Below are 22,465 nucleotides of genomic sequence, written 5' to 3'. Positions count from 1 at the left end.
TGCATAGAATGTTATCTACTTCTTAGCGACTATATTTATCCTATTCTATATTCCCATTTTGTAGTCATATTCGTATTCTTTTTCTTCATCTATTACTTTACTCTCAAAGTCCGTTTTGATAAATGGTTTGTAAGAAGGTTCCACTTTTGTGACAAAAGGTAATTTTATTAGCGAGTGATATGTATCATTCAATTTATTCTGGTCAACATATATCATCGCATATTTTAACTTTTTCGACACATGAATCATATGACCGTATTTCTTGATATGTTTAACATGCTTCATCTGATGAAACCAAATAATTAATCCTTGTCTTTTTACTAGCATAAGGCCACCTCTTTTTTCATTACATTTTGCTAAGAAGCTTTACAGCCACATCCACTGCTTCCAGATCCACAGCCACAGCCACCATCTGTTAGTGCTGCACCATCCATTGGAACTTTTACTTTGTCACTCACACTAAAGGCAACTAACTGACTAATCTCATCCAGAAATTTCTGAAGATTAGTTTCAGCCATTTTATAAGCTGCAATAGATTCATGCATATCCATCTCACGTTTGGCAACACGTATTTCTTTCATTATTTTACTATAATCAGGATGGTACCTGCCGAAACGTTCTACCTCATCGTATGATTCCTTTATGTGGTTAAAGCCCACGATTAGCTCCTGTGCTTTTGTGTCCTGTTCCATTACTTCTTTTGCTTTATAAAAATCCTGCATGACATCAGACTCTAAAACCATCTGACCTAGTGCCTCTGATTTATCTAAAATATCAACAATTTCCATTGTTGCTAACATAACTCTTACACCTCCATACCATTATCATACCAATTATAAGGAAGAAATAAAAGAGGCAGAACTCTAATCATTCCAAGAGCCTGCCATTTGCATTAATAATCTTATCATTTGTATATTTTGTTGCGCTTTTTCCATACGTTGAGGTAATGTTTTTCCATAAAATTGCTTTGCTTCTATTTCCAATTCATCAATTATACTTGGATTTCTTGTTAAATACCGATACCACTCTGGATTCGAACGAATAAAATACCACAAATCTTCTCGTTGCTGAATAAAACGGTAGGTCTCAGGCTCCATCTAGATCCCCCTAATCCTTTGGTTTATAAAAGAAATTACCAGATTGTGATTCGCCCATTTGATTGTTGCGAAAGTGTTTAAACTGATCAATCAACGTCAGAACATTGTCAATAGCTCCATTTAAATCACTAATATGGGTTTCCACTTGATTCACATCTAATTTCTCTATATGTTTCCATAACTTTTGATATAGTTGATTTGTGGAGGTATCTTTGGAGTCATTCTTGTCTTGATTAGGCTTATATTTATTCCAAGAAGGGTCCTCTTCTCCTAATAGAACATATTGTTCATAAGCCTCTTGTAAACTCATTTTCCCTTGTTTAATTTCCTTTATTAAAAGGGGATGTTCATGAATAAATGCTTTAAATTGTTGTACAGAAGGATTAGATGCATTCTTCATTGCTGTACTCCTCTCTTACAACTTCTCTACCACAATATATGCGAATGACCCATTTTTGTGCTTTCTGTATTACTTTTGAATAAAATTTTGGGTATAAAAGGATTGATAAACACCTACTCCTAAATGTGTATATTCCTCTTTTAACAATGCTTCTCGGTGTCCATCACTATTAAGCCATCCATGAATTACAGCTGGAGCATCAATGTAATGGGCAGCTATATTCTCTCCGGCAGATAAATAATAGGCGTTGGCAGCTAATAAGCGTTGTTTCAACCCATCCCCATTCAAACTATAATGAGAAAAATAATTTTCCTCAAACATATCATTGCTATGAGCTTTTGCTGCATCTGCTGCCTTATCATCCCATGATAATATGTTTAATTCATACGCTGCACGAATTTCATTTGTTAAGTCGAAAATTTGCTGTTCTAACCCTTCCTCAATAGCTTTCCATTGATTTTCGTCTGCTTGATCAATTTCTTCTATCTCCCCCCAATAAAATACTTCATAGGGCTTTAACAGCTCAAATACTTCTTTATTCATGACTCTTATGCCTGCTAGCTTTTCCGTGAATTGATCGATATATAATTGAGCAAATACTTCTTCGGACAACCTTAAAACCGGTCTTTGTTGCAAATCATCTTCTGTCAGTTTAAAGCGTATATGGTCAAACTCTATCTCCTCTTTTAATTGATATGTTTCTTTAATTTCCTCCAATGTTTGCCCAATTACTAGCGGACGAAGGTCTAATGTTGCAGCATTGGAATAGATACTGATAATCATGTCGTTTTCTACCGCTAATTGCATATAAAAATCATCTTGCTTAAATATCCACCATTCAAAGCCATATAATGAAGGGTCTTTTCGATCTGGTTCTCCGTAAACCGATACAAAACTATCAATATCTTGATTGATATATTTCCATACTGCATTTTGTTGAACGATAAGCGTATGGTCCTCTTCTAAATGTACCTTTTCACTTTTTGTTTGTGTCGGAATCTTATGATAATGAACCATTTGAGGTTCCTCAGATTTATTAAAGTAATGAAGGCTTAAAAACACTATTAAAAATACTATTATGATAAAAGATACCACTTTTATTTTCATATAATCCCACCTATTATTGACATGTATTTACTATACTATATGCAGCTCTATTTTTTTAATGAAAGTTTTTAGTAGTGATTAAACTTTTATAAATTGCATCTTTTAGCATTTCATACTATTATAGGTTTAGTGATAAATTTAGATGAGGTGAAAGTATGAAAATTACAAACACAGAAATTGAAGATGTATTAATTGATTTAGAACCCTTAGATCACGCGATGGCAAAAGCTAATTTTATACGAGCAGATCAATGGGATTATGAGCGTGTTACATATGATTATAAGATAGGCTCTCCTGAGAAAAACATCACATATTACATAAGAGTACAAGGGTATGCAGTTGAGGGCGATGTTGATAAAGGTGATGCAGTAATCAAATTGTTAACGCCATTATTAGGGAAACATTACTATCCTCACGGCATTGAATACGGTGAGAATGAAGAATTTCCTTCATCTACAGTAGAGAGAGCAACAAAATTATTACAAAATGCTAAAGAAAACCTGAAACCGTTTATTAAGTAATGGTCCCACTTTCCTAATAAAAACGGCTGTATTCGGAATACAGCCGTTTTTCATAAGGATTCTACCTGTTGACCTAGATGTTGAAAGGAGTTTCGATATTACCTAAATGAAAAACCTCAATAAAAAACATATCAAATTATTTTTTATTATACTATTGTTACTTTTAATAGCTATTATTATTTTGCCAGTCTCTATTCCTCTTATATTAGCATTCATCACAGCGTCAATATTGAATCCAATTGTAAGATGGTTTATTAGAAAATTAAAAATAAATCGTAAGCTAGCGGTTACAATTGTATTTATATTATTCATCATAGTCATTAGTACTATTGGATCATATGCGGTAACTAAGATAATTGGTCAAGTCATTAATTTCGCTGAAAATGTACCATCATACATTATTCATTTAAATAATCAACTGCTTGAGTGGGAATCAGATTTGGATCATTTTACAGAAGATTTGCCTTCAGAACTTGTAGAGGAAGTCAAAGCACAAATACAATCTACTACAACAGCTTTAAGTAATAATATTAGAGAAATGTTACGGATTGAGGAGATTGCTAAAGTAGCTAGTAAAGTACCAGACTATCTGGTCAGTTTTATTGTATATCTAATAGCATTATTTATGCTTATGCTGGAACTACCTCGCTTAAAAGCAAAGGCTTATAGCCATTTAAAGGATAGCACAGCAGATAAAGTGAAATTTATGAACGATCGTTTATCCTATGTTATTTTGGGCTTTTTCAAAGCGCAGTTTTTAGTTAGTATCATTATTTTTATCGTGACGCTTATTGGCCTATACATTATTGTTCCTGAGTATGCGTTAATTATGTCTTTAATCATTTGGATTATTGATTTTATACCTATCATAGGCTCGATAGCTATATTAGGTCCATGGTCTCTTTATATGTTAATAACAGGAGACTTATTTATTGGTGGGCAATTAGCGATTTTAGCCATTATTCTTCTTGCCATAAGGAGGATAGTGGAGCCAAAGGTAATGGGCAAACACATAGGCTTATCGCCACTTGCTACACTTATTGCTATGTACATCGGGCTAAAGTTATTAGGTATCCTAGGCTTTATTGTTGGACCATTACTTGTAATAGCCTTTAATTCTGCAAAAGAAGCAGGTATTATTAAAATGAATTTTAAAATATAGAAGTGGCTGGGACATAACTAAATAGGAATAACGAGAATCTGAACAATCTGATCTTAGCGTAGGCAAAATACGCAGACTCCTGTGGGAACTCACACGAGCTGAAGATCCACTGTGTGAAGTTCTCTTCTTCACACAGTTAGCTGAAGCCGTGCCCACGGAAAGCGAAGTATTTTGCTGAAGCGGTAAATTTGCTTAGGCATTAATGTTCGGATTTTTCCTGTTTAATTACTCTTTTGTCCCAACCTCTTCTCCTGTTATTTCGATTCAAATTTAGACTTTCTAGTTTATTTACGTGCTAAGGAAAAAGCCGAGCGTTAAGCTCGGCTTTTTTTATGTTCCTAATATTGCTTTAATTAAACTTGTTGTTTCTCCACCATCATAGAATACATATAATAATAGGTATACCATTACCCCTGTAATAGCACTACAAAACCAGATAATGCTTGTCACAGGACCAATTTTTTGGTGCTTTTTAATATTTCGTTTGAAGGCTAATGTCAAGGTTACAACACCAAATATTGCTCCAGAAGTTGCCAATATTATATGAAAAATTAAAAATACTGTGTAATAAATCTCTAACTCCTCTGGCCCACCAAAGCTTGTATTTCCTACAAAAATCGTTCTAGACATATAAATGATAAAAAATGCTAATGCACTAAATGCTCCTGCTATCATTACTTTTTTATGAGCTTTGTATTGCTTTTTAACTACTAATCGCCATCCAATAGCAACAAGTATCGCACTTAGTATAATAAAAAATGTACTTAGTGTCGGTAATAATTCCATCAGGTCCAATCCTTCCAATTTTATATTTGTTCTGTATGTTGGTTAGACGGTAACGGATCGATTTTATCTGCGCCACTTCTAAACCACGGGAAGAAAATACGAGCTAAAATCGCACCATAGATAATTTCTTGTGTGATTTTCATTATAATTCCACCAAGCTGCTGGTCTTCCAGCATCCCTAATGGTGAGAACATTTCTGGTCCACTTAATGACAAACCGCTTAATACATCACTTGGGACACACAATGCCAATGCTTGTACCCAACCACCAGTGGCACTATAAGTTGTATAAATACTAGTAGTGGCAAAGATAATAAGCGCACAAGCTGGAGTTATTAAAATTCCATTTGCTGCTATATATCCAATCTTAAGTAAAGGCGACATTGTATTCATTTCTTTTATTGGTGTAAAGATCGGCCACCAGACGATAAATGCAGCGAATAATATGGTTAATGTTATCAGTGCATGCGCAAGTTCATTTGCTTTAGCAAAATCGAAAACTAATGGAATATGATAGATAGAAAACAATCCATTAAACAACAACAAAGCGATTAGAGGCTTCGTTAACAGTTGTAATATTGGGCCAATTAAAGTAATCTGGAATACTTTCTTCCACACCCAAAGCGGTATGCCTTTAATGATCAGAATCGGAAACAGTAAATAATATAATGCCATCTGTATCATATGGGCCGTAAACATGATGTGAGATAACAGATCTACTGGAGATCCTTTAATAATATAAAGTAAAATTAACCCACTGTAGAAAAAGTAAATTTGTTTAATATCTGCTTTTTTATTATCTTTTCGATTTATGAAAAATAAATAATAAAGAACGGCTAAGCTAAGTATAAATAAAACATAGTATGGGCTCCATAATGCCCGAAAACCAAAAATTTGTAAGTCTTGCCACATGTTTATCACTCCATTTTGTTTCATAGCAACTATTTCTTATTATACCGGACTTATCAATTATTAAAAAGCAATATAAATATTATATTTTCAACAATTTAATGAACACGTTAGCATACGTAGCGTATGGCACGACTCATCAAAATTCAAAATGGAAGCAAGCAAATCTAAAAAATATAAATTCGTCGTTTATGTATTTTGTGTTCAAGTTAACGCTGCCCACCATAAAAAAAGCTTGAGAAGTGTGATTTACTTCTCAAGCTTATTTGCTGATTACCACCAAACTAACACTACAAGTGCCAGAATTGTTAGGAAAGCTGCAAATACTCCACCATAAAACATTAAAGATGGTAGTTCATGTCCTTTATGGCTCATATGCATAAAGTAATATATTTGAAATCCAACTTGAATAGCTGCTAAAACCAATAATACAGGAATAACAAATAGTCTATCCAATTCCGCTATTACCATTGCAAATGCAACGAGTGTGAAAATAATCATTAAAGCAAACGTAATAACTTGTTGCTTCATTTCATCTTTTCTTTTCTGTTTCTCAAAATCAAATTGTTCAGTAGCTCCAGATACTTTGTCAGCCATTTGTTAAAGCACCCCCATGAGATAAACTACTGTGAAGATAAATACCCATACAACATCAATAAAGTGCCAGTACAGACTCGCTATATAGAATTTAGGTGCATTGTATAAATTTAATCCTCTACTAGCGTTTCTGATCATTAACGATATTATCCATAACAGACCGAAAACAACGTGACCTCCGTGAAATCCAACAAGCGTATAGAATGCCGAACCAAACGCAGAAGATCGCATTGTAAATTCATATTCATGAATATAATGATAAAATTCATAAATTTCAAAAGCTAGGAATCCTAACCCTAGTGCAACTGTAATTCCTAACCATAACTGCATTTTCTTAAAGTCATGATTTTTCATATGATACATTGCATACACACTAGTTAAGGAACTAGTTAATAGTAACATTGTCATAATGAAAACAAGTTCAAGACCAAATAATTCTTCGGAAGATTTTCCTCCATTTGTGGAATCATTCAATGCTAAGTAAGTACCAAATAAACTAGCAAATAGCACTGCTTCTCCACCTAGAAAAAACCAAAAACCCATAAATTTATTTTTACCTTCTAAGGTGGCTTTTTCAGGGTCATGAGGCATATGTTTTGGATTTAATACATCATGTTCACTCATTATTCCTCTGCCTCCTTCTTCAAGTCTTCTTTATGAATATGGTAGCCTATGTCATCTTTAACAGATCTGACTAACATAGCTCCTAGTGTGATACCCATACCAATAAATAATACGATTAGCCATGATAAATCATGTTTTTGATAAATGAAACCAAAGCCTGCAATAAATAAACCTAATGATATTACAAACGGCAAGAAAGAATTATTAGGCATGTGAATATCATTAAGCGGTTCTGCTGGTGTCATACCCTTTCTTCCTTCTGTTTTTTCAATCCATAATGGGTCTAAACCACGTACTAATGGTAACTGCTTAAAGTTATAGAATGGTGGTGGTGATGGTATCGCCCATTCTAATGTACGCGCGTCCCATGGATCCCCACTCACTTTTTCATTTTTTACAGAAGTTTTAATAATATTAATTAATAAGACGATGGTACCAACGCCCATTAAGAAAGCACCAATTGTACTAATTAAGTTTCCTAAATCCAAATTTTGTCCTTCTAAATATACCCAATATCGTCTAGGCATACCCATTAATCCTAGGAAGTGTTGGATAAAGAAAGTTAAGTGGAAACCGGTAAAGAATAACCAAAAAGTAATTTTACCTAATTTATCATCTAAGACAGTACCAAACATTTTTGGCCACCAGTAATGTGTAGCGGCAAATAACGCAAATACAACCCCGCCAACGATTACATAATGGAAGTGTGCTACAACGAAATACGTATCATGGTATTGGAAGTCTGCAGATGCTGCTGCAACCATTACCCCTGTCATACCACCCAGAGTAAATGTAGGAATAAAACCTAATGCCCACAACATTGGGGTATTTATCTGGATACTACCTCCCCAAAGGGTAAACAACCAGTTAAAGATCTTAATACCTGTCGGAACCGCAATCGCCATTGTGGCAACAGCGAAAATAGAGTTTGCTGCTGGTCCCATCCCTACAGTGAACATATGGTGAGCCCATACCATGAATCCTAAGAAACCAATTAATACAGTTGCAAATACCATTGCTGTATAACCGAATAAACGCTTCTTAGCAAACGTTGAAATAATTTCACTAAAAATACCAAAAGCAGGTAAAGCTAAAATATAAACTTCCGGGTGTCCAAAAATCCAGAATAAGTGTTGCCATATGACGGCGTTACCACCCATGGCAGGATCAAAGAATCCTGAACCGAATAACCGGTCAAACATCATTAAGAATAAGCCTACTGTTAATGCTGGAAATGCAAATAGAATAAGTGCACTTGCAACAAAAGCAGTCCAAGTAAATAATGGCATTCTCATATATGTCATACCTGGTGCTCTCATATTTACAATGGTTACCAAGAAGTTAATACCACCCATTAATGTACCTGCCCCTGAAATCTGGAGACCTAGTACATAATAGTCCACCCCTTCACCAAGTGAAGTAGTAGAAAGTGGGGCATATGCTGTCCAACCAGCATCTGCTGCTCCCCCTGTAAACCAACCTACATTTAACATAATTCCACCGAATAAAAACAACCAGAATCCTAGTGAGTTTAAAAACGGGAATGCAACGTCACGTGCCCCAATTTGCAGAGGCACTACCGCATTCATAAACGCAAAGATTAACGGCATTGCTGCCAGAAATATCATCGTTGTACCGTGCATCGTGATTAACTCGTTATAAAAGCCTGCACTTACAAAGTCGTTCATCGGTTTTACCAATTGCCATCTAATAGCTAATGCTTCTAAACCACCAATGATAAAGAAGAAACCACCGGCTATTAGGTACATAATAGCAATCTTCTTATGGTCTACTGTTGTTAAGTAATCCCATAAAGCGGCACCGAAGCCTTTTTTGTTCGTAGCTACCATAGTACTCACGTTATGTTAACCTCCCTTTAGTTATCGTTTGCTTCGTTTTCTCTAAATTGTTGAACGCTGTCAACTGGTTCATCAGTAGCTTTTAATTCCATTAAGAAATCAGCGATTTTTTCCGCTTCTTCTTGCCCAATAGAATTTTCTTGAAGATATGGTGCATCTAACATTCCATTTCCTGGTTTTACTTCAGCAGGATCAACAATCCATCTCACTATTTCTTCTTTACTGAAGTCGCTTATCCCGGAAACTTTTGTGCGGTTACTGAAGTCTGCTAAATTGGGGCCAACTACAGGATGGTTCGCACTCGCGTCTATCGCGTGACAGCTTATACAGCTATTTTCAAATAATTCTTGCCCTTCTTGAGCAGTAGCAGTTTCTGCGGTATATTCCGGGTCAGTGTTTTGCATACCATCTATCCACTGATCATATTCTTCTTGACTGACTACTACAATTTTAAAGTCCATTAATGAGTGAGAATCTCCACAAAATTCTGTACATTTACCCCAATAAACGCCTTCTTCATACGCTTCTATGTACATTGTATTTTCATTTTCAGGGCTCACATCCATCTTACCTGAAATGGATGGCACCCAGAATGAGTGAATTACATCACTGGACATCATGTTTAAATAGATTCTTTCATTTACAGGAATATAAAGTTCCTGGCTTGTTTGTATTTCTTCATTTGCATATTCGAAATTCCACCAGAACTGTAAGCCTGTTACATTAACATTAATACTGTCTTCTTTCTGTGATTCATCAGCTAAATCATATGTACTAGCAATAGTCGGAACAGCAATGATAATTAATAATAAAATTGGAATAACTGTCCAAACCACTTCTAACGTTTTATTCCCCTCTGTTTGTTTAGGGATTTGGTCTTCTTGTCCTTTTCTCTGACGAAATTTTAAAATGACATACACATAAATCGCCATTACGACAACAAAGACCACGATCATTACAAGAATTGAAATGATAATGACATTAAATGATTGCTCTGCTCCATATCCTTTTGGCACTAATGCAGTTAAGTTGTCTTTACCGCACGCTGAAAGTATGATTACCAAAAAAGAAAATAATGACAGAGTTCGGATTTTTCCCATCCAATCTTTCATGTTTAACCCTCTCTTTCTTTTTAACTTAATATATTATTTAGAAAAACTTGAATAAAATCAAGTTCTACTGACAAAATTTATTATAACAAATTACTAGGTAAAGTTATAATAATCATCGAAAAGAAAATAGCCGTTAAATACAGCAATGAATAAATAAACATTTGATTGGACCATTTTTTATTATCAATCGTAAACAGCCCTTTAATTGCTAAGGCTAGCCATCCTATATTTAATATTGTCCCTAACAGGACAAAAATAAATCCTAATTCGTGTAATAAAAAAGGAATCGGCAATAAACATACTACATATACAATCATTTGACGTTTTGTAATGTCAAATCCGTATACCACTGGTAACATTGGTACATTAGCACCTCGATAATCATCCACCTTTTTCATAGCTATCGCAAGAAAGTGTGGAGTTTGCCATATAAAAATAAGCAAAAATAAAATCCAGGCAATAACATGTAAATTAGGATCAACCGCTGACCATCCAATTAAAGGAGGTACTGCCCCTGATAAGCTTCCAATTGCAGTATTGATGGTATATCGCCGTTTCGACCACATTGTATATAACACAACATAGCTAAACCACCCGATTATGCCAAATATAGCTGTTTGTACGGAAGCTAAAGACAATATTAATACGCCTACTACCGATAACGAAGTACCAATTATTAAGACATGTGATAAATCGATACTTCCAGTTACTGTAGGGCGTTCTTTTGTTCTTTTCATCACTTGATCAATGTCTCGGTCATAATAATTATTAATGACACACCCGCCAGCAATTACAAATGCTGTGCCTACAAGTGTTACTAATAATACGTGCCAATATTCAGATAAGGAGGCGCCTGTATAGAATAAGGCTAACCAAAATCCAGCAAATGCAGTCATTGTATTCGAATTAATAATACCGACTTTCATCAATGATTTAAGTTCAGACCATTTGTACAAATAATCATTTGTATTTGTTGACAAAATCGGTTCATTCGAAGAAAACCCCATTTTATCCATCTTAGTTGTTACCTCCTTTCCATCATTTCAAAACATATAAGTTTGTTAATTTAACACAATAGTTATATCCATTGTAAACTATCAAACAATGATATTGTACCATGTATTTTATTGCTTCGCTATTTATGTTGACTATAGATTTTGAAATTTGACATTTTTGTGAACAATTCATTCTAAAAGTACATAGTCGACACGAATGTAGTTTTATTTGTTATAATAAATAGGATTTTGATTTCAATACCTTCTATTATACCCTATTTATTTCTAGCATATTACATAATTACTTTGCAAGGGTTTTATGCAATTAATATAAAAGTGAGCAGTTTTTAAATATGGCTTAGTAGAATGATTTAAAGTTTATTGAGGTGTAGTAATGATGAAGTTTCTAAAATTTTTATCGATATTATCAACATTAGCTATGGTTTTTGTACTTGTTGGTGGTGCATTAGTAACTAAAACAGGATCCGGAATGGGATGTGGTGCAAATTGGCCCTTCTGTTACGGTACTTGGTCAATGGAAATGTTCATTGAACTTAGTCATCGTATAGTATCTTCAGCGGCAGGAATTTTAGTATTGTTATTGTCCATTATTTCCTGGCGAAAGATTGGACATATTCGTGAAACTAAGTTTTTGGCATTTATTTCAATCTTTTTTCTTGTGGCACAAGGATTGATTGGAGCAGCGGCCGTTTTGTGGTCGCAATCTGACTTTGTATTAGCGATACACTTCGGCATTTCCTTAATTTCCTTTGCGGCAGTATTGCTATTAACATTATTAATATTCGAAGTGGATCACAAATTTGATGCGGATTCCTTAATCATTTCTTCAGCATTTCGTAGACAATTTGTCTGGTTGGCTATATACATATTGGTAGTAGTCTATTCTGGAGCACTTGTCAGGCATGTTGACTCTAGCCTAGCATGTCCTAGTTGGCCTTTTTGTGATAGTAATAAACCACTGAGTTTAGATTATCATTTAGGTCAGTGGGTACAGATGGGCCATCGACTGTTAGCAGGTATCGCATTTATTTGGACTTGGGTATTATTTTTCAAAATAAGACATCATTATCGAGATAGTCGTATCATGTATTACGGTTGGGGGATTGCGACTTCCCTTATTACCATTCAGGTGATTCTAGGTGGACTTGTTATTTTCACTAAAGCTAATCTCATGATCGCGTTATTACATGCACTATTTATTACCTTATTTTTCGGACTGTTATGCTATTACTTACTACTTTCCTACCGTAGCATAAAAAGATAGTAAAAAAAGTGATATAAATCATTATAAGAAAATAACATGCAGCTTTTTTCTAATGAATAAATTATATTTAACATTTTGATTCTAACTGCGATATAGTGCTTTATGTTGGATGAGACATTCTTATAAGCGTTCTTTGTTTGCGATGAAATTGAAGCCGTGTCAGGGGAATGTAACATGCCGAAGCTTCTCTGTCCGCCCCTTTTTAATCAGACTGGGAAGAAAACAAATCTATAGAAGAATTACTTCGTACTATATAGATTTTGTGCACTATTTTAGAGATTCTTTATGTAAAGAAAAAGCAAAGCCGTGGTTGGCTTTGCTTTTTATGATGAATAATTTCTTCTCAATCTGCCTGTTGTTCGTGTTTTTGGCTCCTTTGTATCTTCCGTTTCTGCTGTTTCCTCATTAAATCGCTGATAATTCACATGACGAGCGATATTGTTTAAAATACCCACTGAGAATAGTAAAACGATCAGTGACGATCCACCTGCACTCACAAACGGTAGAGGTACACCAGTAATCGGTAATAATCCGCTTATTGCACCTAAGTTGATAACCGTTTGAATTCCTATCATGGAAGATACCCCAATCGCTAAAAGACTTCCAAAAGGATTTTCACATTTCTTCGCTATAAATAGCCCTCTTAATACAATAATACTTAAATTCACCAGCACAAACAATACACCAAATAACCCTAGTTCCTCTGAAATAACAGCCATAATAAAATCACTTTCAGCTTGTGTTAAATAGCCTAACTTTTGGATGCCTTGACCAATTCCAACGCCAGATATACCACCAGTACCAATTGCTATGTATGATTGAATAAGCTGATAACCACTCTCATCAGGATCTTCAAATGGATGGTATGCCCCAGTAAACCTAGATATTTTTTCATCTGTTACCATATTAAAACCGACCGCGATTAAAACAATCAATCCAATAAATATCAATAAAGATAAATGTTTAAACTTTATTCCCGAACTAAATATAACGGTACATGCAATTGCAAATACGATTGCCGCAGTACCTACGTCCGGTTGTTTAATAATTAGTGCTAATAGAGCGCTAGTAATAACTAACGGTGGCAAAACTGCTTTAAAAAAATCCTCAATATAGGCCATTTTTTTGGTGTAAATAGCAGCTAAGTAGATAATTAAACCAATTTTAACAAATTCAGCTGGCTGAACAGAAAAAGGGCCTATAGACAACCAAGACTTTGAATAATTTATCGTCACACCAAATAACTCAACGGAAAGTAGACCAACAAACATTAAAAGGACAATCCATTTCGTTAACTTTAGGTACATGGTATATCTAAAATAGCTAGCAAATAAAAATACAACCAAACCAATTGCTAACCACATACCTTGTTTTAGAGCCAATGAATATGCTGGTTCATCCCGAATCAATACAGAAGTAACCATGCTTGCACTATAAATCATGACTACACCAAAGCCAGATAATAACAAAGGTGATATCATCAATAAAAAGTCAAATGTTTTTGTTTTTTGTTTCATAACGTTTACCTCAGAATCTTGTAAATTATAACTCTCATTTTATCATAATATAGTCAGCTATTAATATAGGACAATTTATATAAATCAGCTTTAAATACAAAAACCTTGCCTTGTCAGGCAAAGTTTTCACTTGTTAGAATATTATGCTTTCTGGGATGCCTCATGCAGAACATTTAACTGTCTCTCAAGATTATCTAATAATGCTTTTCCTTCTTCTTCACGAATTAAATTTAACCTTACAGCAAAATCTATTTCTCGTGATAAACCAAACATTTGTGTATCCAGAACTTCTTCATATAAAGGGCACTGTGGCATCGTTAAGTTATCTATCTGAACTTTAATTAATTGCAAAATTTTATCCGCATCAGCCTTTAGAAGGGCATAGGCTTGCTCCTCTTTACTTAAAGCCACTTCAGGTATCAACTAAATCCCCTCCGAATTAAAACTTCTACTTTTAATATTATCGTGAAAAAGGTAAAAATGCAAGATTACTAACTATTATATTCTTATTATAAAAAAAAGAATTAGTGGATGTGAAATGCATTTTCCCTCATTGTTTGCTATCCTAAGAAGTAACGTAAAAATAAAGAGGTGAAGTAAAGTGATCATTCAAATTAAGGGAAATGTGAAATATCCAATAACACTCGACCCAAGTGTATGGATTTTTGATGACAGAAAAGTAAAATTAGAAGAGGCATTTACGCCATCTACTGTTCCAAATGAAGATGTAATCGAATCCAATAGTAAATTAAATAAGCCACCTGTCAATCACAGTATAAAAAAGTATAATAAAAAAGAATTATTAGAACATTCCTATCTTATGCCTATTCAAGAATTCATTGAAAATGCTGAAGCAGATAAACAAGTATCCGAAGCAATATTAAAAACAACTGATAATAATGAACATACTATTACATATAGTGAATTATTGGAATCGTTTTTATTATTTTCTATTGATGGCAAACAAATAAAAGAAAATGGTCCCGCTTATTTATATTATGGAGATGGTTCAAATCAGGATGACCCAATAAAGGGTATTAAGGTTATTGAACTAATATAATCTTCCTTTCTTCTTCTTGCAAGTATATTTTATTAATTTCAACAAAAAATATACAAAGAAGAAGGAGGGATTTTTTAATGAAGTACATTTATTTATTGTGCTTATTAGTCGTTTTGATTGGTTGTCAGCAAGATGTACAGGAAAATAAATTCGCTCAGAATTCGGATGACTTCGGAGCAGTTCAAGTAAAGAATTCTGATCCAGCAACAACAGATGATATGGATAATCAAGAAAAGGCTCAATATTTGGCTAATCTGGCAAGCGAGGTACCAAATGTAAATGATGCATCTGCTCTAATCACAAACCGTGGTGTCATTGTCAGTATAGATGTGGATGACGATTTAGATCGTTCACATGTAGGTTCGATTAAATTCTCTGTACTGGAAGCATTAGAACATGATCCATTCGGAAGAAAAGCAATTGTCGTAGCTGATGCTGACTTACATGAACGGATACAAGGTATAGGGCAAAAAATTCAGGATGGTCATCCAATTGAAGCTTTTACAGAAGAACTGGCAAATATCACTGGTCGGTGGATGCCGGAATTACCTCTAAATGAAAAACAGTCAGATAATTCAGACCAAAATAAACAAATTATGAATGAAGATGAACAACAGCAACTTGAAGAAATTAATGAGGAACAATCCAATCATCAGAAAGATCGTTAAATCCATGCATCAACTAGACATCTCCGTTAAACATGTAAAAAGAAGCCAACATATTTTGGCTTCTTTTCTCATTGTTTAACTCTATTGTAGTAATTAACTCCAAACTGAGAGCCTTCAGCTACCATATCGGCATTTTGCAAATTATCTCTACCAGGATCTCCCGCTTCTTCAATTGGTAAATTAGATTGATCCGTTTGCATGGAGACTTTCCATTCATTCCATTTATTCATAAGCCTCTCTCTTTTAGACTTATCCATTAACATAAAAGATAAAGTAGTTGCGATACCCGCTGCACCAAGCATTCCAACAACATTTCTTTTTCGCACCTTCATCATCCTTTCGTATTTTCTTCTTACTATAGCTATACCCAGACTCACATGGTTAAAACATCTTTCACACACAACTATGGTAAATATGAAAATTGTGAAATTTGTGTTACAATAATTAGAAATAGATTTGTCTATATTTGAGGTGAAACAATGCGAGTAAAATGCGTGATTTGCGATAAAATAAATAAAATAGATAATGATTGTACGAAAGCTAAAAAACTGCGTAATCGACTAATACACACGTATATGTGTCCAGAATGCGATAAGCGCATTGAAGAAAATACAATCAAGAGGCATAAAACTGGTAATTTTAAGCTTTATCGAAAAAAAGAAGTACAAGACCAATATTTATCATAAGACAAAAGTTGAATTAGGCTATCAAAGAACCGAAATAATTCTTTACTATTTATATTTATTTAAAAAAGCTGAGCTTATTGCTCAGCCTTTTTGTTATTATTTTGTTTTCGTTCTTGAGATAGCCTTAAGCGATAGACTCCCATTACAATTGCGATGATAAATAGACTTTCTGCTAATGGGAGATTCAGACCGAATATTATCGTTAAAAAGAATGTCCCGATAATTAATAAAATATAGATAATCAATGATTTAAGCGGTGATAGCTTTTTAGCAAATCCAAATTTATATGCCAATATAGCGAAAACAACAACCGTCAAGTAAAGAAGCATAAAACCTCTGATTAAGGTAGCCATCTCACCTTCGTCTGCTACATTTACTTCCCCACCTAAACCTTTCATAAAAAAATCAGCCACTGGCCATAGATTGTCGGGTACTGGAATTACTGTTTCTCTTTGCATGTGAAACCTCCAAATTCTACATTCAAACAAATCTATTATACTTTAATCCCTAGATAAATACAATTTCTATTAAAGATATGGTATGCTATGTATGTTGACTAAATATTTGAGGTGACAGAATGAATTTTCAATTTTCAAAATTTCTTTTAGCACTTTGTGTTATCCTAGCATTTTCTGCTGCCGGTGTCGGTGTAGCACTTAGAAGCTTTTGGTTTATCGTTATTGCATTTCTGGTTGGTTTTGCACTAATGGGATACGGTATAACATTAAAGAAAAAAGAATCCAGTTAAAAATACTAGCAATCACAAGACTGCTAGTATTTTTTAATTTATTTAAATTCAATATATTCATCAAGCAGTTGTTGTTTAATCTTTTGATTACACGTTAAAATAGTGTTATTTTCTAAAAGGTTTACAGGCTTACCATTTGCTTGTATAGTGACTCCACCTACTTCCTCAACAAGAATCAGACCTGCAGCAAAATCCCAAGGAGCTAATCTCATCGTAAGATAAGCGTCAATAATGCCTTCTGCCACAAAGGCGAATTCTAATGCCGCAGAACCATAAGACCTCGTACCACGACTTTCCTTAATTAATTGCTGTACTTTCTTCTCATTAATACGTTTATTCTCGCAAGCTAATGAACTATTTAATGCTATAATACTTGTTTCTAGGTTAACTTGTTCATCCAATGGTGGGAGCTTGTCCTGATTTCGATACGCGCCTTCACCTTTTTTTCCACTATACAATACATCCTCCATTACATTATAAATCAGACCTATTTCTCCAATACCGTCATGAAAAATACCAATCGAAATCGCAAAATTTCGTTTTTGATGAACAAAATTCATCGTACCATCTATAGGATCAATAATCCATATCGTTCCTTCTAACGACTCTACTTTATCGCCATATCCTTCTTCTCCAACTATAGAGTGAGCGGGATATTTTTCTCTTATTTTTTCAGCGAAAAATTGCTCTGTTGACCGATCTACTGCTGTTACAAGGTCATTTGCATCTGATTTAGTATCAATTTGATATTGGTCATCTATTTGATCACGAATTTGTTTACCAGCTTGATAAACCCATTTTTTTGCATCCTCAAAAATTTGTTGCCGAGTGGTTGTATCCATCAACCTTCCTCCATTCACCTTAGACTAATTACTATTTTAGCAAATTTTCAGTTAATTTAAAAATGTATACTATTTCTTTGCAAACAGATAATAATTAATATAATATTAAAATGATACTAATTAAATAGAAAGGTGAACAATATGACATTTAAAGGATTTCAACAAAAAGATTTCGAAACGTTCCAGATTGATGGACTTGATGAACGTATGGAGGCCATCCAAGAACGAATTCAACCAAAATTCAGAGGTATATATGAAGAAATAGCAGACGATTTAGATGAATTAGCTGGACGTGCAATGCATTTACACATCGCTAAACATGCCAGACGTACAGTTAATCCACCCAAAGATACCTGGTCAGCTTATTGTCATAACAAACGCGGGTACAAAAAGCATCCACATTTCCAAGTTGGTTTATGGGATGATAATCTATTCATATGGCTAGCATATATTTATGAATTACCACACAAAAGTGAAATTGCGGAAAGATTTTTAAGTGAAATCGATGATATTAAGAAAACTGTCCCTGAAGACTACCATATCTCACTCGATCATATGAAAAATCAAGCTGTAACCCTTTCTGAAACAGATTTACAAAAAGGATTGGAACGTTTTAAAAAAGTGAAAAAAGCTGAGTTTTTAATCGGTCGCAGAATTGACGCTAATGACCCTATATTACAGGATGGAGATAAGCTCATACAGACCATTAAAGAGACATTTCAAACATTAGCACCGTTATACCGATCATCAATGGATCTTTAATCGAATTGTTGGTTAAGCTCACTTTTTAACTGACAGCATAAACTGACGCTGCGGAAAGATACGCGCTTTCCACAGTTGAATCACCTTTCATTGATTTAAAATGACTAGAAAAAATAACTATATAATAGTTAAACACAGATCTTAAAGTACAGGGAAATAGGTACTTTAAGATTTTTTTATCCTCTATAATTTCATAATGACTGGTTTACATTTTAATAATATCTTTTGGAGATAAGTCTTTTGCTTTTTTGATAACACGGAAAGGAATATATCCTGATTGTTTTTCGAATTGCTTATCTAACTGCTTTTCTTCACTTTTAGAAGGGACGATCTCTTTGTATCGATTATATGCAGCCACTAAATCTTGCTTTTCTATCCCACTTTCATATGCTTTTTCAATTAATGAAAAATAATTAACGACATCAATAATTTCCTCAGTTGTCCATGTTTCATCAATAGGGTAACTGTAATTCATTTATAACACCTCACGATTAGTTTCGCTCGTATTTTATCATGTTCATATGAGAAAGTATAGCGATATAGCTAGCTATTCCGCGACAGATTTGCTATAATACCATTTGCTTTATATTTCAAATGGTAAAGGAGCTCAATCCACAGCATGAATCAGAATGATACTCCACTGTTTAGTGGTTTACTACAGCATATAAAGAAAAACCCTAAAGCATTCCATATACCAGGACACAAAGCTGGTAAAGGAATGGATCCGCTATTTCAAGAATTTATCGGATATAATGCACTTGCTATTGATTTAATTAATATAGAACCATTAGATGATTTGCATCATCCTAGAGGTATAATCAAAGAAGCACAACAATTAGCTGCTACAGCTTTTGGAGCTGATCATACCTTTTTTTCTGTACAAGGAACAAGTGGTGCAATTATGACGATGATTCTTAGTGTATGTAATCCTGGGGATAAAATTATTGTACCGCGAAATATTCATAAATCTGTATCCTCCGCTATTATCTTTTCAGGTGCGATACCTATTTTTATTCACCCAGAATTAGATCATACACTTGGTATTTCACATGGAATAACACCAAAATCAGTCTTTAAAGCATTACAAGCACACCCAGATGCAAAAGCAGTACTTGTGATCAACCCTACTTATTTTGGTATTGCTGCGGACTTAAAACAAATTGTAAGCATTTCGCATCAATATAATGTACCCGTATTAGTTGATGAAGCTCATGGCGTGCATATTCATTTTCATGATAAACTTCCACTATCGGCGATGCAGGCAGGCGCAGATATGGCAGCAACTAGCGTCCATAAACTTGGTGGCTCCCTTACCCAAAGTTCTGTACTAAACGTAAAAGCAGGACTAGTAAATCACGATCGTGTTCAAACAGTTATGTCGATGTTAACAACTACGTCTACTTCTTATATTCTGCTATCATCACTAGATGTAGCGAGGAAATATTTATATCGACATGGAACAGATTTGTTATCCCAAACATTAGAATATGCTGAGTTTGCAAGAACCAAAATTAATCAAATCCCTCATTTATATAGCCCTGGAGAAGAACTTTTAGGTACAGAAGCAACCTTTGATTATGATCCGACAAAAATTATTATATCTGTGAAAAATTTAGGAATTACTGGACACGATGCAGAAGTCTGGTTAAGGGAAAACTATCAAATAGAAGTAGAACTATCTGATATGTATAACATTTTGTGTATTTTAACACCTGCTGATAACGATGAAGATGTATCATATGTAATAAATGCTTTAAAACACTTATCCCAATATTATGAGAAAAGTGCTAATCAACAAGAAGTTAAAGTTTCTATAGCGGAAATTCCCATTCTGGCAGTTAGTCCCAGAGATGCTTTTTATGCAGAATACGAAGTGATACCTTTACAAGAGTCTGCTGGAAGAATTAGTGCAGAATCCATCATGGTCTATCCTCCTGGAATACCCATTTTTATTCCAGGTGAGATCATCTCTGAAGAAAATTTAGACTATATATCCGAAAATATTAAGTCAGGTTTACCTGTTCAAGGATTAGAGGATGAGACATTAGCAACTGTTCGTGTGCTGAAAGAACGAGTAGCTTTCAAATAAGAAAATGGAGTAAAATGAACTGCCCCTGTCTACTTGACAAAGAGGCAGTTCATTCTGCTTTGGTCTACCTATTCTGCTGTGTAAGAGGTGGTTGATCTATCGGTAAGTTGTTGTCGCTTTTTGGTTTAATAAAAAACACAAATGCACTTATGACTGAAGCAAGCCAAATAAAAAATAATACACTTCCAAAGATAGGTAAGATGGTTAACTCAAATACTGAACGGCCAAATCCAGTATGGATCCCGATAAGTAAAATCATAAGTAACCAAGCGATACTGCCTGAATGGATTAGTCTGTTTTTGATGCGGTCTTTCACCTGCGCCTTCTCTAAAAGCCAAGCAGGCAAAATTAATGTTTGTAGTGCATGGAAGCCTAGACCATGGAGTACAATCAGGTTACCTGCATCACCTGTAAGCCGATCTTGAAGTATAATCATCCATATTCCAGCAATATTGGCTACAAATACAGAAAGAAAGGCATAGCGAATCCCCAGTATCAATAATGGCCTCTCATAAGGGGATTTTATTCGAAAGAAATGAATCATTAGTATGACAGCTAAAGCTACAAGCACTAAAGAAATAACCCCGAATAAAATTCCAGCAACAATATCGATTTCCGTACCCACGCGTGAAAATCGTGGATTAATTCCTCTAAAGTTTTGGACGGTTTCAATGACATAAGAATAAATACTAGCCACGATAAAAAACCACCGTATCACCTTCCTTTTTCGATCACTAAATCTTACAAGAGGTAAAATCGCAGCTATGGATAGTATAAAAATACCAATAGCTGCATTAAAGGAAAAAGCATCCTTCATATCGCCTTCCGGTAACCTAATATGCCCCTGAAAAAAGATAAAAAGGGCAATACCTATTGAAAGTGTTAATCCAATTAATCCTGTAATAATAAGCCAACGTTCACCATCAAACAGCTTTACTGACGGTTCTTTTTCAATTCGGTTAAACTTCATGAACTTAAACATGAATGATCCCTTCTTTCGAATAGTTTATTTTTATTCCAATATTTATTTATCGATAAATAAATATTGGAATAAAAAAAGGAGACTTATTACTCCTTTTTAAAATGATCATCTTTATGGAATAATTGTGGTAAATCCAACACTTCTGCAACCGTAATGAGTAAACCAGTTCCTATAAATTGAGATGCTGTCTGTTTTGCATCCGGAATACCTGCATTTTCAAATTTTAATGTTAAGGATTCAAAAATAGTAAGAAACAATTTTTTAACATGTTCACGAATTCCAGGCTCCACAATTGCATGTGCTTGCATAACCATCAATACCTCGTCACGGTGTGTCTGAATAATTTGTTCAAACGCCCGCCCCATTGTTTCAATTAATGTATTAGCAGGTGCTTGAACTTCTGAAAAAGTATCATATATTCTACTGAAAGCACGATCAATTACTGCTTTAAATAGTTCTTCCTTGTTTGTAAAAAAATGAAACACATATGGCTGAGTCACCCCTGCAGCTTTTGCGACCGTAGCAGTTGTTGCTTTATAATAGCCCTTTTCTGCAAATACTGCTACAGCATTATCAATAATGATTTCTTTTTTATCTTCTTTTGGTGCCATTTAATCATCCTTATGTATTTTATTTATTTATCGGTCAATAAATAAAT

General features: G+C 34.3%; 29 protein-coding genes. 9 read left to right on the top strand and 20 right to left on the bottom strand.

What is annotated here, in order from left to right; all coding sequences use genetic code 11:
- Positions 1 to 45: 45 nt before the first annotated feature.
- From GI584_RS10380 to GI584_RS10360, 5 genes are all read right to left on the bottom strand, one after another.
- Entirely contained in the window at positions 46 to 327 is a 282-nt protein-coding gene (locus GI584_RS10380) for a YlbG family protein (RefSeq protein ID WP_153791186.1), read from the bottom strand.
- Between the two features lie 29 nt (positions 328 to 356).
- A complete protein-coding gene (locus tag GI584_RS10375) occupies positions 357 to 800 on the bottom strand; it encodes a YlbF/YmcA family competence regulator (protein WP_153791185.1) in 444 nt (147 codons plus the stop codon).
- A 63-nt stretch (positions 801 to 863) separates the two neighbouring features.
- Entirely contained in the window at positions 864 to 1,097 is a 234-nt protein-coding gene (locus GI584_RS10370) for a YlbE-like family protein (protein ID WP_100360757.1), read from the bottom strand.
- Between the two features lie 10 nt (positions 1,098 to 1,107).
- A complete protein-coding gene (ylbD, locus tag GI584_RS10365; protein WP_153791184.1) occupies positions 1,108 to 1,497 on the bottom strand; it encodes a spore coat protein YlbD in 390 nt (129 codons plus the stop codon).
- Positions 1,498 to 1,566: 69 nt separating this feature from the next.
- Complete coding sequence (locus GI584_RS10360; protein WP_153791183.1) at positions 1,567 to 2,604, bottom strand: CAP domain-containing protein; 1,038 nt, start codon at positions 2,602 to 2,604, stop codon at positions 1,567 to 1,569.
- A gap of 155 nt (positions 2,605 to 2,759) precedes the next feature.
- Here GI584_RS10360 and GI584_RS10355 point away from each other — a divergent pair, with 155 nt between their 5' ends.
- Positions 2,760 to 3,125, top strand: a complete 366-nt coding sequence (locus GI584_RS10355) for a YugN family protein (protein ID WP_153791182.1) — start codon at positions 2,760 to 2,762, stop codon at positions 3,123 to 3,125.
- A 106-nt stretch (positions 3,126 to 3,231) separates the two neighbouring features.
- Positions 3,232 to 4,287, top strand: a complete 1,056-nt coding sequence (gene ytvI / locus GI584_RS10350; RefSeq protein WP_100360761.1) for a sporulation integral membrane protein YtvI — start codon at positions 3,232 to 3,234, stop codon at positions 4,285 to 4,287.
- Positions 4,288 to 4,617: 330 nt separating this feature from the next.
- Here ytvI and GI584_RS10345 read toward each other — a convergent pair whose 3' ends face one another.
- The 7 genes from GI584_RS10345 to cyoE all read right to left on the bottom strand — a co-directional run bounded on the left by GI584_RS10345 (position 4,618) and on the right by cyoE (position 11,189).
- On the bottom strand, positions 4,618 to 5,073 hold the full coding sequence (locus tag GI584_RS10345) for a DUF420 domain-containing protein (protein ID WP_100360762.1): 456 nt from the start codon (positions 5,071 to 5,073) through the stop codon (positions 4,618 to 4,620).
- Positions 5,074 to 5,093: 20 nt separating this feature from the next.
- Positions 5,094 to 5,984, bottom strand: coding sequence for a cytochrome c oxidase assembly factor CtaG (gene ctaG, locus GI584_RS10340; RefSeq protein WP_100360763.1), 891 nt, complete (start codon positions 5,982 to 5,984; stop codon positions 5,094 to 5,096).
- Positions 5,985 to 6,254: 270 nt separating this feature from the next.
- Positions 6,255 to 6,578, bottom strand: coding sequence for a cytochrome c oxidase subunit IVB (gene ctaF, locus GI584_RS10335; protein WP_100360764.1), 324 nt, complete (start codon positions 6,576 to 6,578; stop codon positions 6,255 to 6,257).
- Positions 6,579 to 6,581: 3 nt separating this feature from the next.
- On the bottom strand, positions 6,582 to 7,202 hold the full coding sequence (locus GI584_RS10330) for a cytochrome (ubi)quinol oxidase subunit III (protein WP_100360765.1): 621 nt from the start codon (positions 7,200 to 7,202) through the stop codon (positions 6,582 to 6,584).
- A complete protein-coding gene (gene ctaD, locus GI584_RS10325) occupies positions 7,202 to 9,052 on the bottom strand; it encodes a cytochrome c oxidase subunit I (protein WP_228552425.1) in 1,851 nt (616 codons plus the stop codon). Before ctaD ends, GI584_RS10330 begins: the two co-directional genes overlap by 1 nt.
- Before the next feature lie 26 nt (positions 9,053 to 9,078).
- On the bottom strand, positions 9,079 to 10,173 hold the full coding sequence (coxB, locus tag GI584_RS10320; RefSeq protein ID WP_153791181.1) for a cytochrome c oxidase subunit II: 1,095 nt from the start codon (positions 10,171 to 10,173) through the stop codon (positions 9,079 to 9,081).
- A gap of 80 nt (positions 10,174 to 10,253) precedes the next feature.
- Positions 10,254 to 11,189, bottom strand: a complete 936-nt coding sequence (gene cyoE, locus GI584_RS10315; protein WP_153791180.1) for a heme o synthase — start codon at positions 11,187 to 11,189, stop codon at positions 10,254 to 10,256.
- A gap of 373 nt (positions 11,190 to 11,562) precedes the next feature.
- Here cyoE and GI584_RS10310 point away from each other — a divergent pair, with 373 nt between their 5' ends.
- Complete coding sequence (locus tag GI584_RS10310) at positions 11,563 to 12,453, top strand: COX15/CtaA family protein (protein ID WP_153791179.1); 891 nt, start codon at positions 11,563 to 11,565, stop codon at positions 12,451 to 12,453.
- A gap of 323 nt (positions 12,454 to 12,776) precedes the next feature.
- On the opposite strand, the gene GI584_RS10305 is transcribed toward GI584_RS10310, so the two are convergent.
- Positions 12,777 to 13,970: an FtsW/RodA/SpoVE family cell cycle protein gene (locus GI584_RS10305; RefSeq protein ID WP_153791178.1), complete on the bottom strand. Its 1,194-nt coding sequence runs from the start codon at positions 13,968 to 13,970 to the stop codon at positions 12,777 to 12,779.
- 141 nt (positions 13,971 to 14,111) lie between these two features.
- Entirely contained in the window at positions 14,112 to 14,393 is a 282-nt protein-coding gene (locus GI584_RS10300) for an Fpa/YlaN family protein (RefSeq protein ID WP_100360771.1), read from the bottom strand.
- 178 nt (positions 14,394 to 14,571) lie between these two features.
- Between GI584_RS10300 and GI584_RS10295 the strand changes: the two genes are divergently transcribed.
- Together GI584_RS10295 and GI584_RS10290 are read left to right on the top strand one after the other, a co-directional pair.
- Positions 14,572 to 15,030: a hypothetical protein gene (locus tag GI584_RS10295; protein WP_153791177.1), complete on the top strand. Its 459-nt coding sequence runs from the start codon at positions 14,572 to 14,574 to the stop codon at positions 15,028 to 15,030.
- 77 nt (positions 15,031 to 15,107) lie between these two features.
- Positions 15,108 to 15,698, top strand: a complete 591-nt coding sequence (locus GI584_RS10290; RefSeq protein ID WP_153791176.1) for a YhcN/YlaJ family sporulation lipoprotein — start codon at positions 15,108 to 15,110, stop codon at positions 15,696 to 15,698.
- Positions 15,699 to 15,766: 68 nt separating this feature from the next.
- Here the strand turns inward: GI584_RS10290 and GI584_RS10285 are convergent, their stop codons facing one another.
- Complete coding sequence (locus tag GI584_RS10285) at positions 15,767 to 16,030, bottom strand: hypothetical protein (protein ID WP_228552424.1); 264 nt, start codon at positions 16,028 to 16,030, stop codon at positions 15,767 to 15,769.
- 147 nt (positions 16,031 to 16,177) lie between these two features.
- On the opposite strand from GI584_RS10285, the gene GI584_RS10280 reads away from it, so the two are divergent.
- The gene (locus GI584_RS10280; RefSeq protein ID WP_100360775.1) at positions 16,178 to 16,384 is read left to right on the top strand and encodes a YlaI family protein; all 207 of its coding nucleotides are present in this window, start codon (positions 16,178 to 16,180) and stop codon (positions 16,382 to 16,384) included.
- Positions 16,385 to 16,458: 74 nt separating this feature from the next.
- On the opposite strand, the gene GI584_RS10275 is transcribed toward GI584_RS10280, so the two are convergent.
- Positions 16,459 to 16,842 carry a YlaH-like family protein gene (locus GI584_RS10275; protein WP_100360776.1) on the bottom strand — a complete coding sequence of 128 codons (384 nt, stop codon included), beginning with the start codon at positions 16,840 to 16,842 and terminating at the stop codon, positions 16,459 to 16,461.
- 119 nt (positions 16,843 to 16,961) lie between these two features.
- On the opposite strand from GI584_RS10275, the gene GI584_RS23835 reads away from it, so the two are divergent.
- Positions 16,962 to 17,132, top strand: a complete 171-nt coding sequence (locus tag GI584_RS23835) for a DUF5325 family protein (protein ID WP_194842177.1) — start codon at positions 16,962 to 16,964, stop codon at positions 17,130 to 17,132.
- Positions 17,133 to 17,170: 38 nt separating this feature from the next.
- Here the strand turns inward: GI584_RS23835 and GI584_RS10270 are convergent, their stop codons facing one another.
- Complete coding sequence (locus tag GI584_RS10270) at positions 17,171 to 17,974, bottom strand: inositol monophosphatase family protein (protein WP_153791174.1); 804 nt, start codon at positions 17,972 to 17,974, stop codon at positions 17,171 to 17,173.
- A gap of 141 nt (positions 17,975 to 18,115) precedes the next feature.
- Between GI584_RS10270 and GI584_RS10265 the strand changes: the two genes are divergently transcribed.
- The gene (locus GI584_RS10265) at positions 18,116 to 18,736 is read left to right on the top strand and encodes a YktB family protein (protein WP_153791173.1); all 621 of its coding nucleotides are present in this window, start codon (positions 18,116 to 18,118) and stop codon (positions 18,734 to 18,736) included.
- Between the two features lie 205 nt (positions 18,737 to 18,941).
- Here the strand turns inward: GI584_RS10265 and GI584_RS10260 are convergent, their stop codons facing one another.
- A complete protein-coding gene (locus tag GI584_RS10260) occupies positions 18,942 to 19,211 on the bottom strand; it encodes a UPF0223 family protein (RefSeq protein ID WP_153791172.1) in 270 nt (89 codons plus the stop codon).
- Positions 19,212 to 19,355: 144 nt separating this feature from the next.
- On the opposite strand from GI584_RS10260, the gene GI584_RS10255 reads away from it, so the two are divergent.
- A complete protein-coding gene (locus GI584_RS10255; RefSeq protein ID WP_153791171.1) occupies positions 19,356 to 20,825 on the top strand; it encodes an aminotransferase class I/II-fold pyridoxal phosphate-dependent enzyme in 1,470 nt (489 codons plus the stop codon).
- Between the two features lie 64 nt (positions 20,826 to 20,889).
- On the opposite strand, the gene GI584_RS10250 is transcribed toward GI584_RS10255, so the two are convergent.
- Entirely contained in the window at positions 20,890 to 21,807 is a 918-nt protein-coding gene (locus GI584_RS10250) for a hypothetical protein (RefSeq protein ID WP_228552388.1), read from the bottom strand.
- An 86-nt stretch (positions 21,808 to 21,893) separates the two neighbouring features.
- Entirely contained in the window at positions 21,894 to 22,418 is a 525-nt protein-coding gene (locus GI584_RS10245; protein ID WP_153791170.1) for a TetR/AcrR family transcriptional regulator, read from the bottom strand.
- Positions 22,419 to 22,465: the final 47 nt, after the last annotated feature.

Origin of the sequence: Gracilibacillus salitolerans (assembly GCF_009650095.1) — a bacterium.
GTDB classification, from domain to species: Bacteria; Bacillota; Bacilli; order Bacillales; family Amphibacillaceae; genus Gracilibacillus; species Gracilibacillus salitolerans.
Note: the sequence above shows the minus strand (reverse complement) of the source record. Positions and strands in the feature narration are given on the sequence as shown.

What these genes read in the sequence shown, in the direction of transcription:
- GI584_RS10305 (WP_153791178.1), bottom strand. Translation starts at nt 13,970, where the DNA reads ATGAAACAAAAAACAAAAACATTTGACTTTTTATTGATGATATCACCT.
- GI584_RS10345 (WP_100360762.1), bottom strand. Translation starts at nt 5,073, where the DNA reads ATGGAATTATTACCGACACTAAGTACATTTTTTATTATACTAAGTGCG.
- GI584_RS10285 (WP_228552424.1), bottom strand. Translation starts at nt 16,030, where the DNA reads ATGAAGGTGCGAAAAAGAAATGTTGTTGGAATGCTTGGTGCAGCGGGT.
- GI584_RS10270 (WP_153791174.1), bottom strand. Translation starts at nt 17,974, where the DNA reads ATGGATACAACCACTCGGCAACAAATTTTTGAGGATGCAAAAAAATGG.
- GI584_RS10265 (WP_153791173.1), top strand. Translation starts at nt 18,116, where the DNA reads ATGACATTTAAAGGATTTCAACAAAAAGATTTCGAAACGTTCCAGATT.
- ylbD (WP_153791184.1), bottom strand. Translation starts at nt 1,497, where the DNA reads ATGAAGAATGCATCTAATCCTTCTGTACAACAATTTAAAGCATTTATT.
- GI584_RS10290 (WP_153791176.1), top strand. Translation starts at nt 15,108, where the DNA reads ATGAAGTACATTTATTTATTGTGCTTATTAGTCGTTTTGATTGGTTGT.
- coxB (WP_153791181.1), bottom strand. Translation starts at nt 10,173, where the DNA reads ATGAAAGATTGGATGGGAAAAATCCGAACTCTGTCATTATTTTCTTTT.
- GI584_RS23835 (WP_194842177.1), top strand. Translation starts at nt 16,962, where the DNA reads ATGAATTTTCAATTTTCAAAATTTCTTTTAGCACTTTGTGTTATCCTA.
- GI584_RS10245 (WP_153791170.1), bottom strand. Translation starts at nt 22,418, where the DNA reads ATGGCACCAAAAGAAGATAAAAAAGAAATCATTATTGATAATGCTGTA.
- GI584_RS10280 (WP_100360775.1), top strand. Translation starts at nt 16,178, where the DNA reads ATGCGAGTAAAATGCGTGATTTGCGATAAAATAAATAAAATAGATAAT.
- ctaF (WP_100360764.1), bottom strand. Translation starts at nt 6,578, where the DNA reads ATGGCTGACAAAGTATCTGGAGCTACTGAACAATTTGATTTTGAGAAA.
- cyoE (WP_153791180.1), bottom strand. Translation starts at nt 11,189, where the DNA reads ATGGATAAAATGGGGTTTTCTTCGAATGAACCGATTTTGTCAACAAAT.
- GI584_RS10370 (WP_100360757.1), bottom strand. Translation starts at nt 1,097, where the DNA reads ATGGAGCCTGAGACCTACCGTTTTATTCAGCAACGAGAAGATTTGTGG.
- ctaG (WP_100360763.1), bottom strand. Translation starts at nt 5,984, where the DNA reads ATGTGGCAAGACTTACAAATTTTTGGTTTTCGGGCATTATGGAGCCCA.
- GI584_RS10375 (WP_153791185.1), bottom strand. Translation starts at nt 800, where the DNA reads ATGTTAGCAACAATGGAAATTGTTGATATTTTAGATAAATCAGAGGCA.
- ctaD (WP_228552425.1), bottom strand. Translation starts at nt 9,052, where the DNA reads ATGGTAGCTACGAACAAAAAAGGCTTCGGTGCCGCTTTATGGGATTAC.
- GI584_RS10355 (WP_153791182.1), top strand. Translation starts at nt 2,760, where the DNA reads ATGAAAATTACAAACACAGAAATTGAAGATGTATTAATTGATTTAGAA.
- GI584_RS10260 (WP_153791172.1), bottom strand. Translation starts at nt 19,211, where the DNA reads ATGAATTACAGTTACCCTATTGATGAAACATGGACAACTGAGGAAATT.
- GI584_RS10330 (WP_100360765.1), bottom strand. Translation starts at nt 7,202, where the DNA reads ATGAGTGAACATGATGTATTAAATCCAAAACATATGCCTCATGACCCT.
- ytvI (WP_100360761.1), top strand. Translation starts at nt 3,232, where the DNA reads ATGAAAAACCTCAATAAAAAACATATCAAATTATTTTTTATTATACTA.
- GI584_RS10380 (WP_153791186.1), bottom strand. Translation starts at nt 327, where the DNA reads ATGCTAGTAAAAAGACAAGGATTAATTATTTGGTTTCATCAGATGAAG.
- GI584_RS10310 (WP_153791179.1), top strand. Translation starts at nt 11,563, where the DNA reads ATGATGAAGTTTCTAAAATTTTTATCGATATTATCAACATTAGCTATG.
- GI584_RS10275 (WP_100360776.1), bottom strand. Translation starts at nt 16,842, where the DNA reads ATGCAAAGAGAAACAGTAATTCCAGTACCCGACAATCTATGGCCAGTG.
- GI584_RS10255 (WP_153791171.1), top strand. Translation starts at nt 19,356, where the DNA reads ATGAATCAGAATGATACTCCACTGTTTAGTGGTTTACTACAGCATATA.
- GI584_RS10250 (WP_228552388.1), bottom strand. Translation starts at nt 21,807, where the DNA reads ATGTTTAAGTTCATGAAGTTTAACCGAATTGAAAAAGAACCGTCAGTA.
- GI584_RS10360 (WP_153791183.1), bottom strand. Translation starts at nt 2,604, where the DNA reads ATGAAAATAAAAGTGGTATCTTTTATCATAATAGTATTTTTAATAGTG.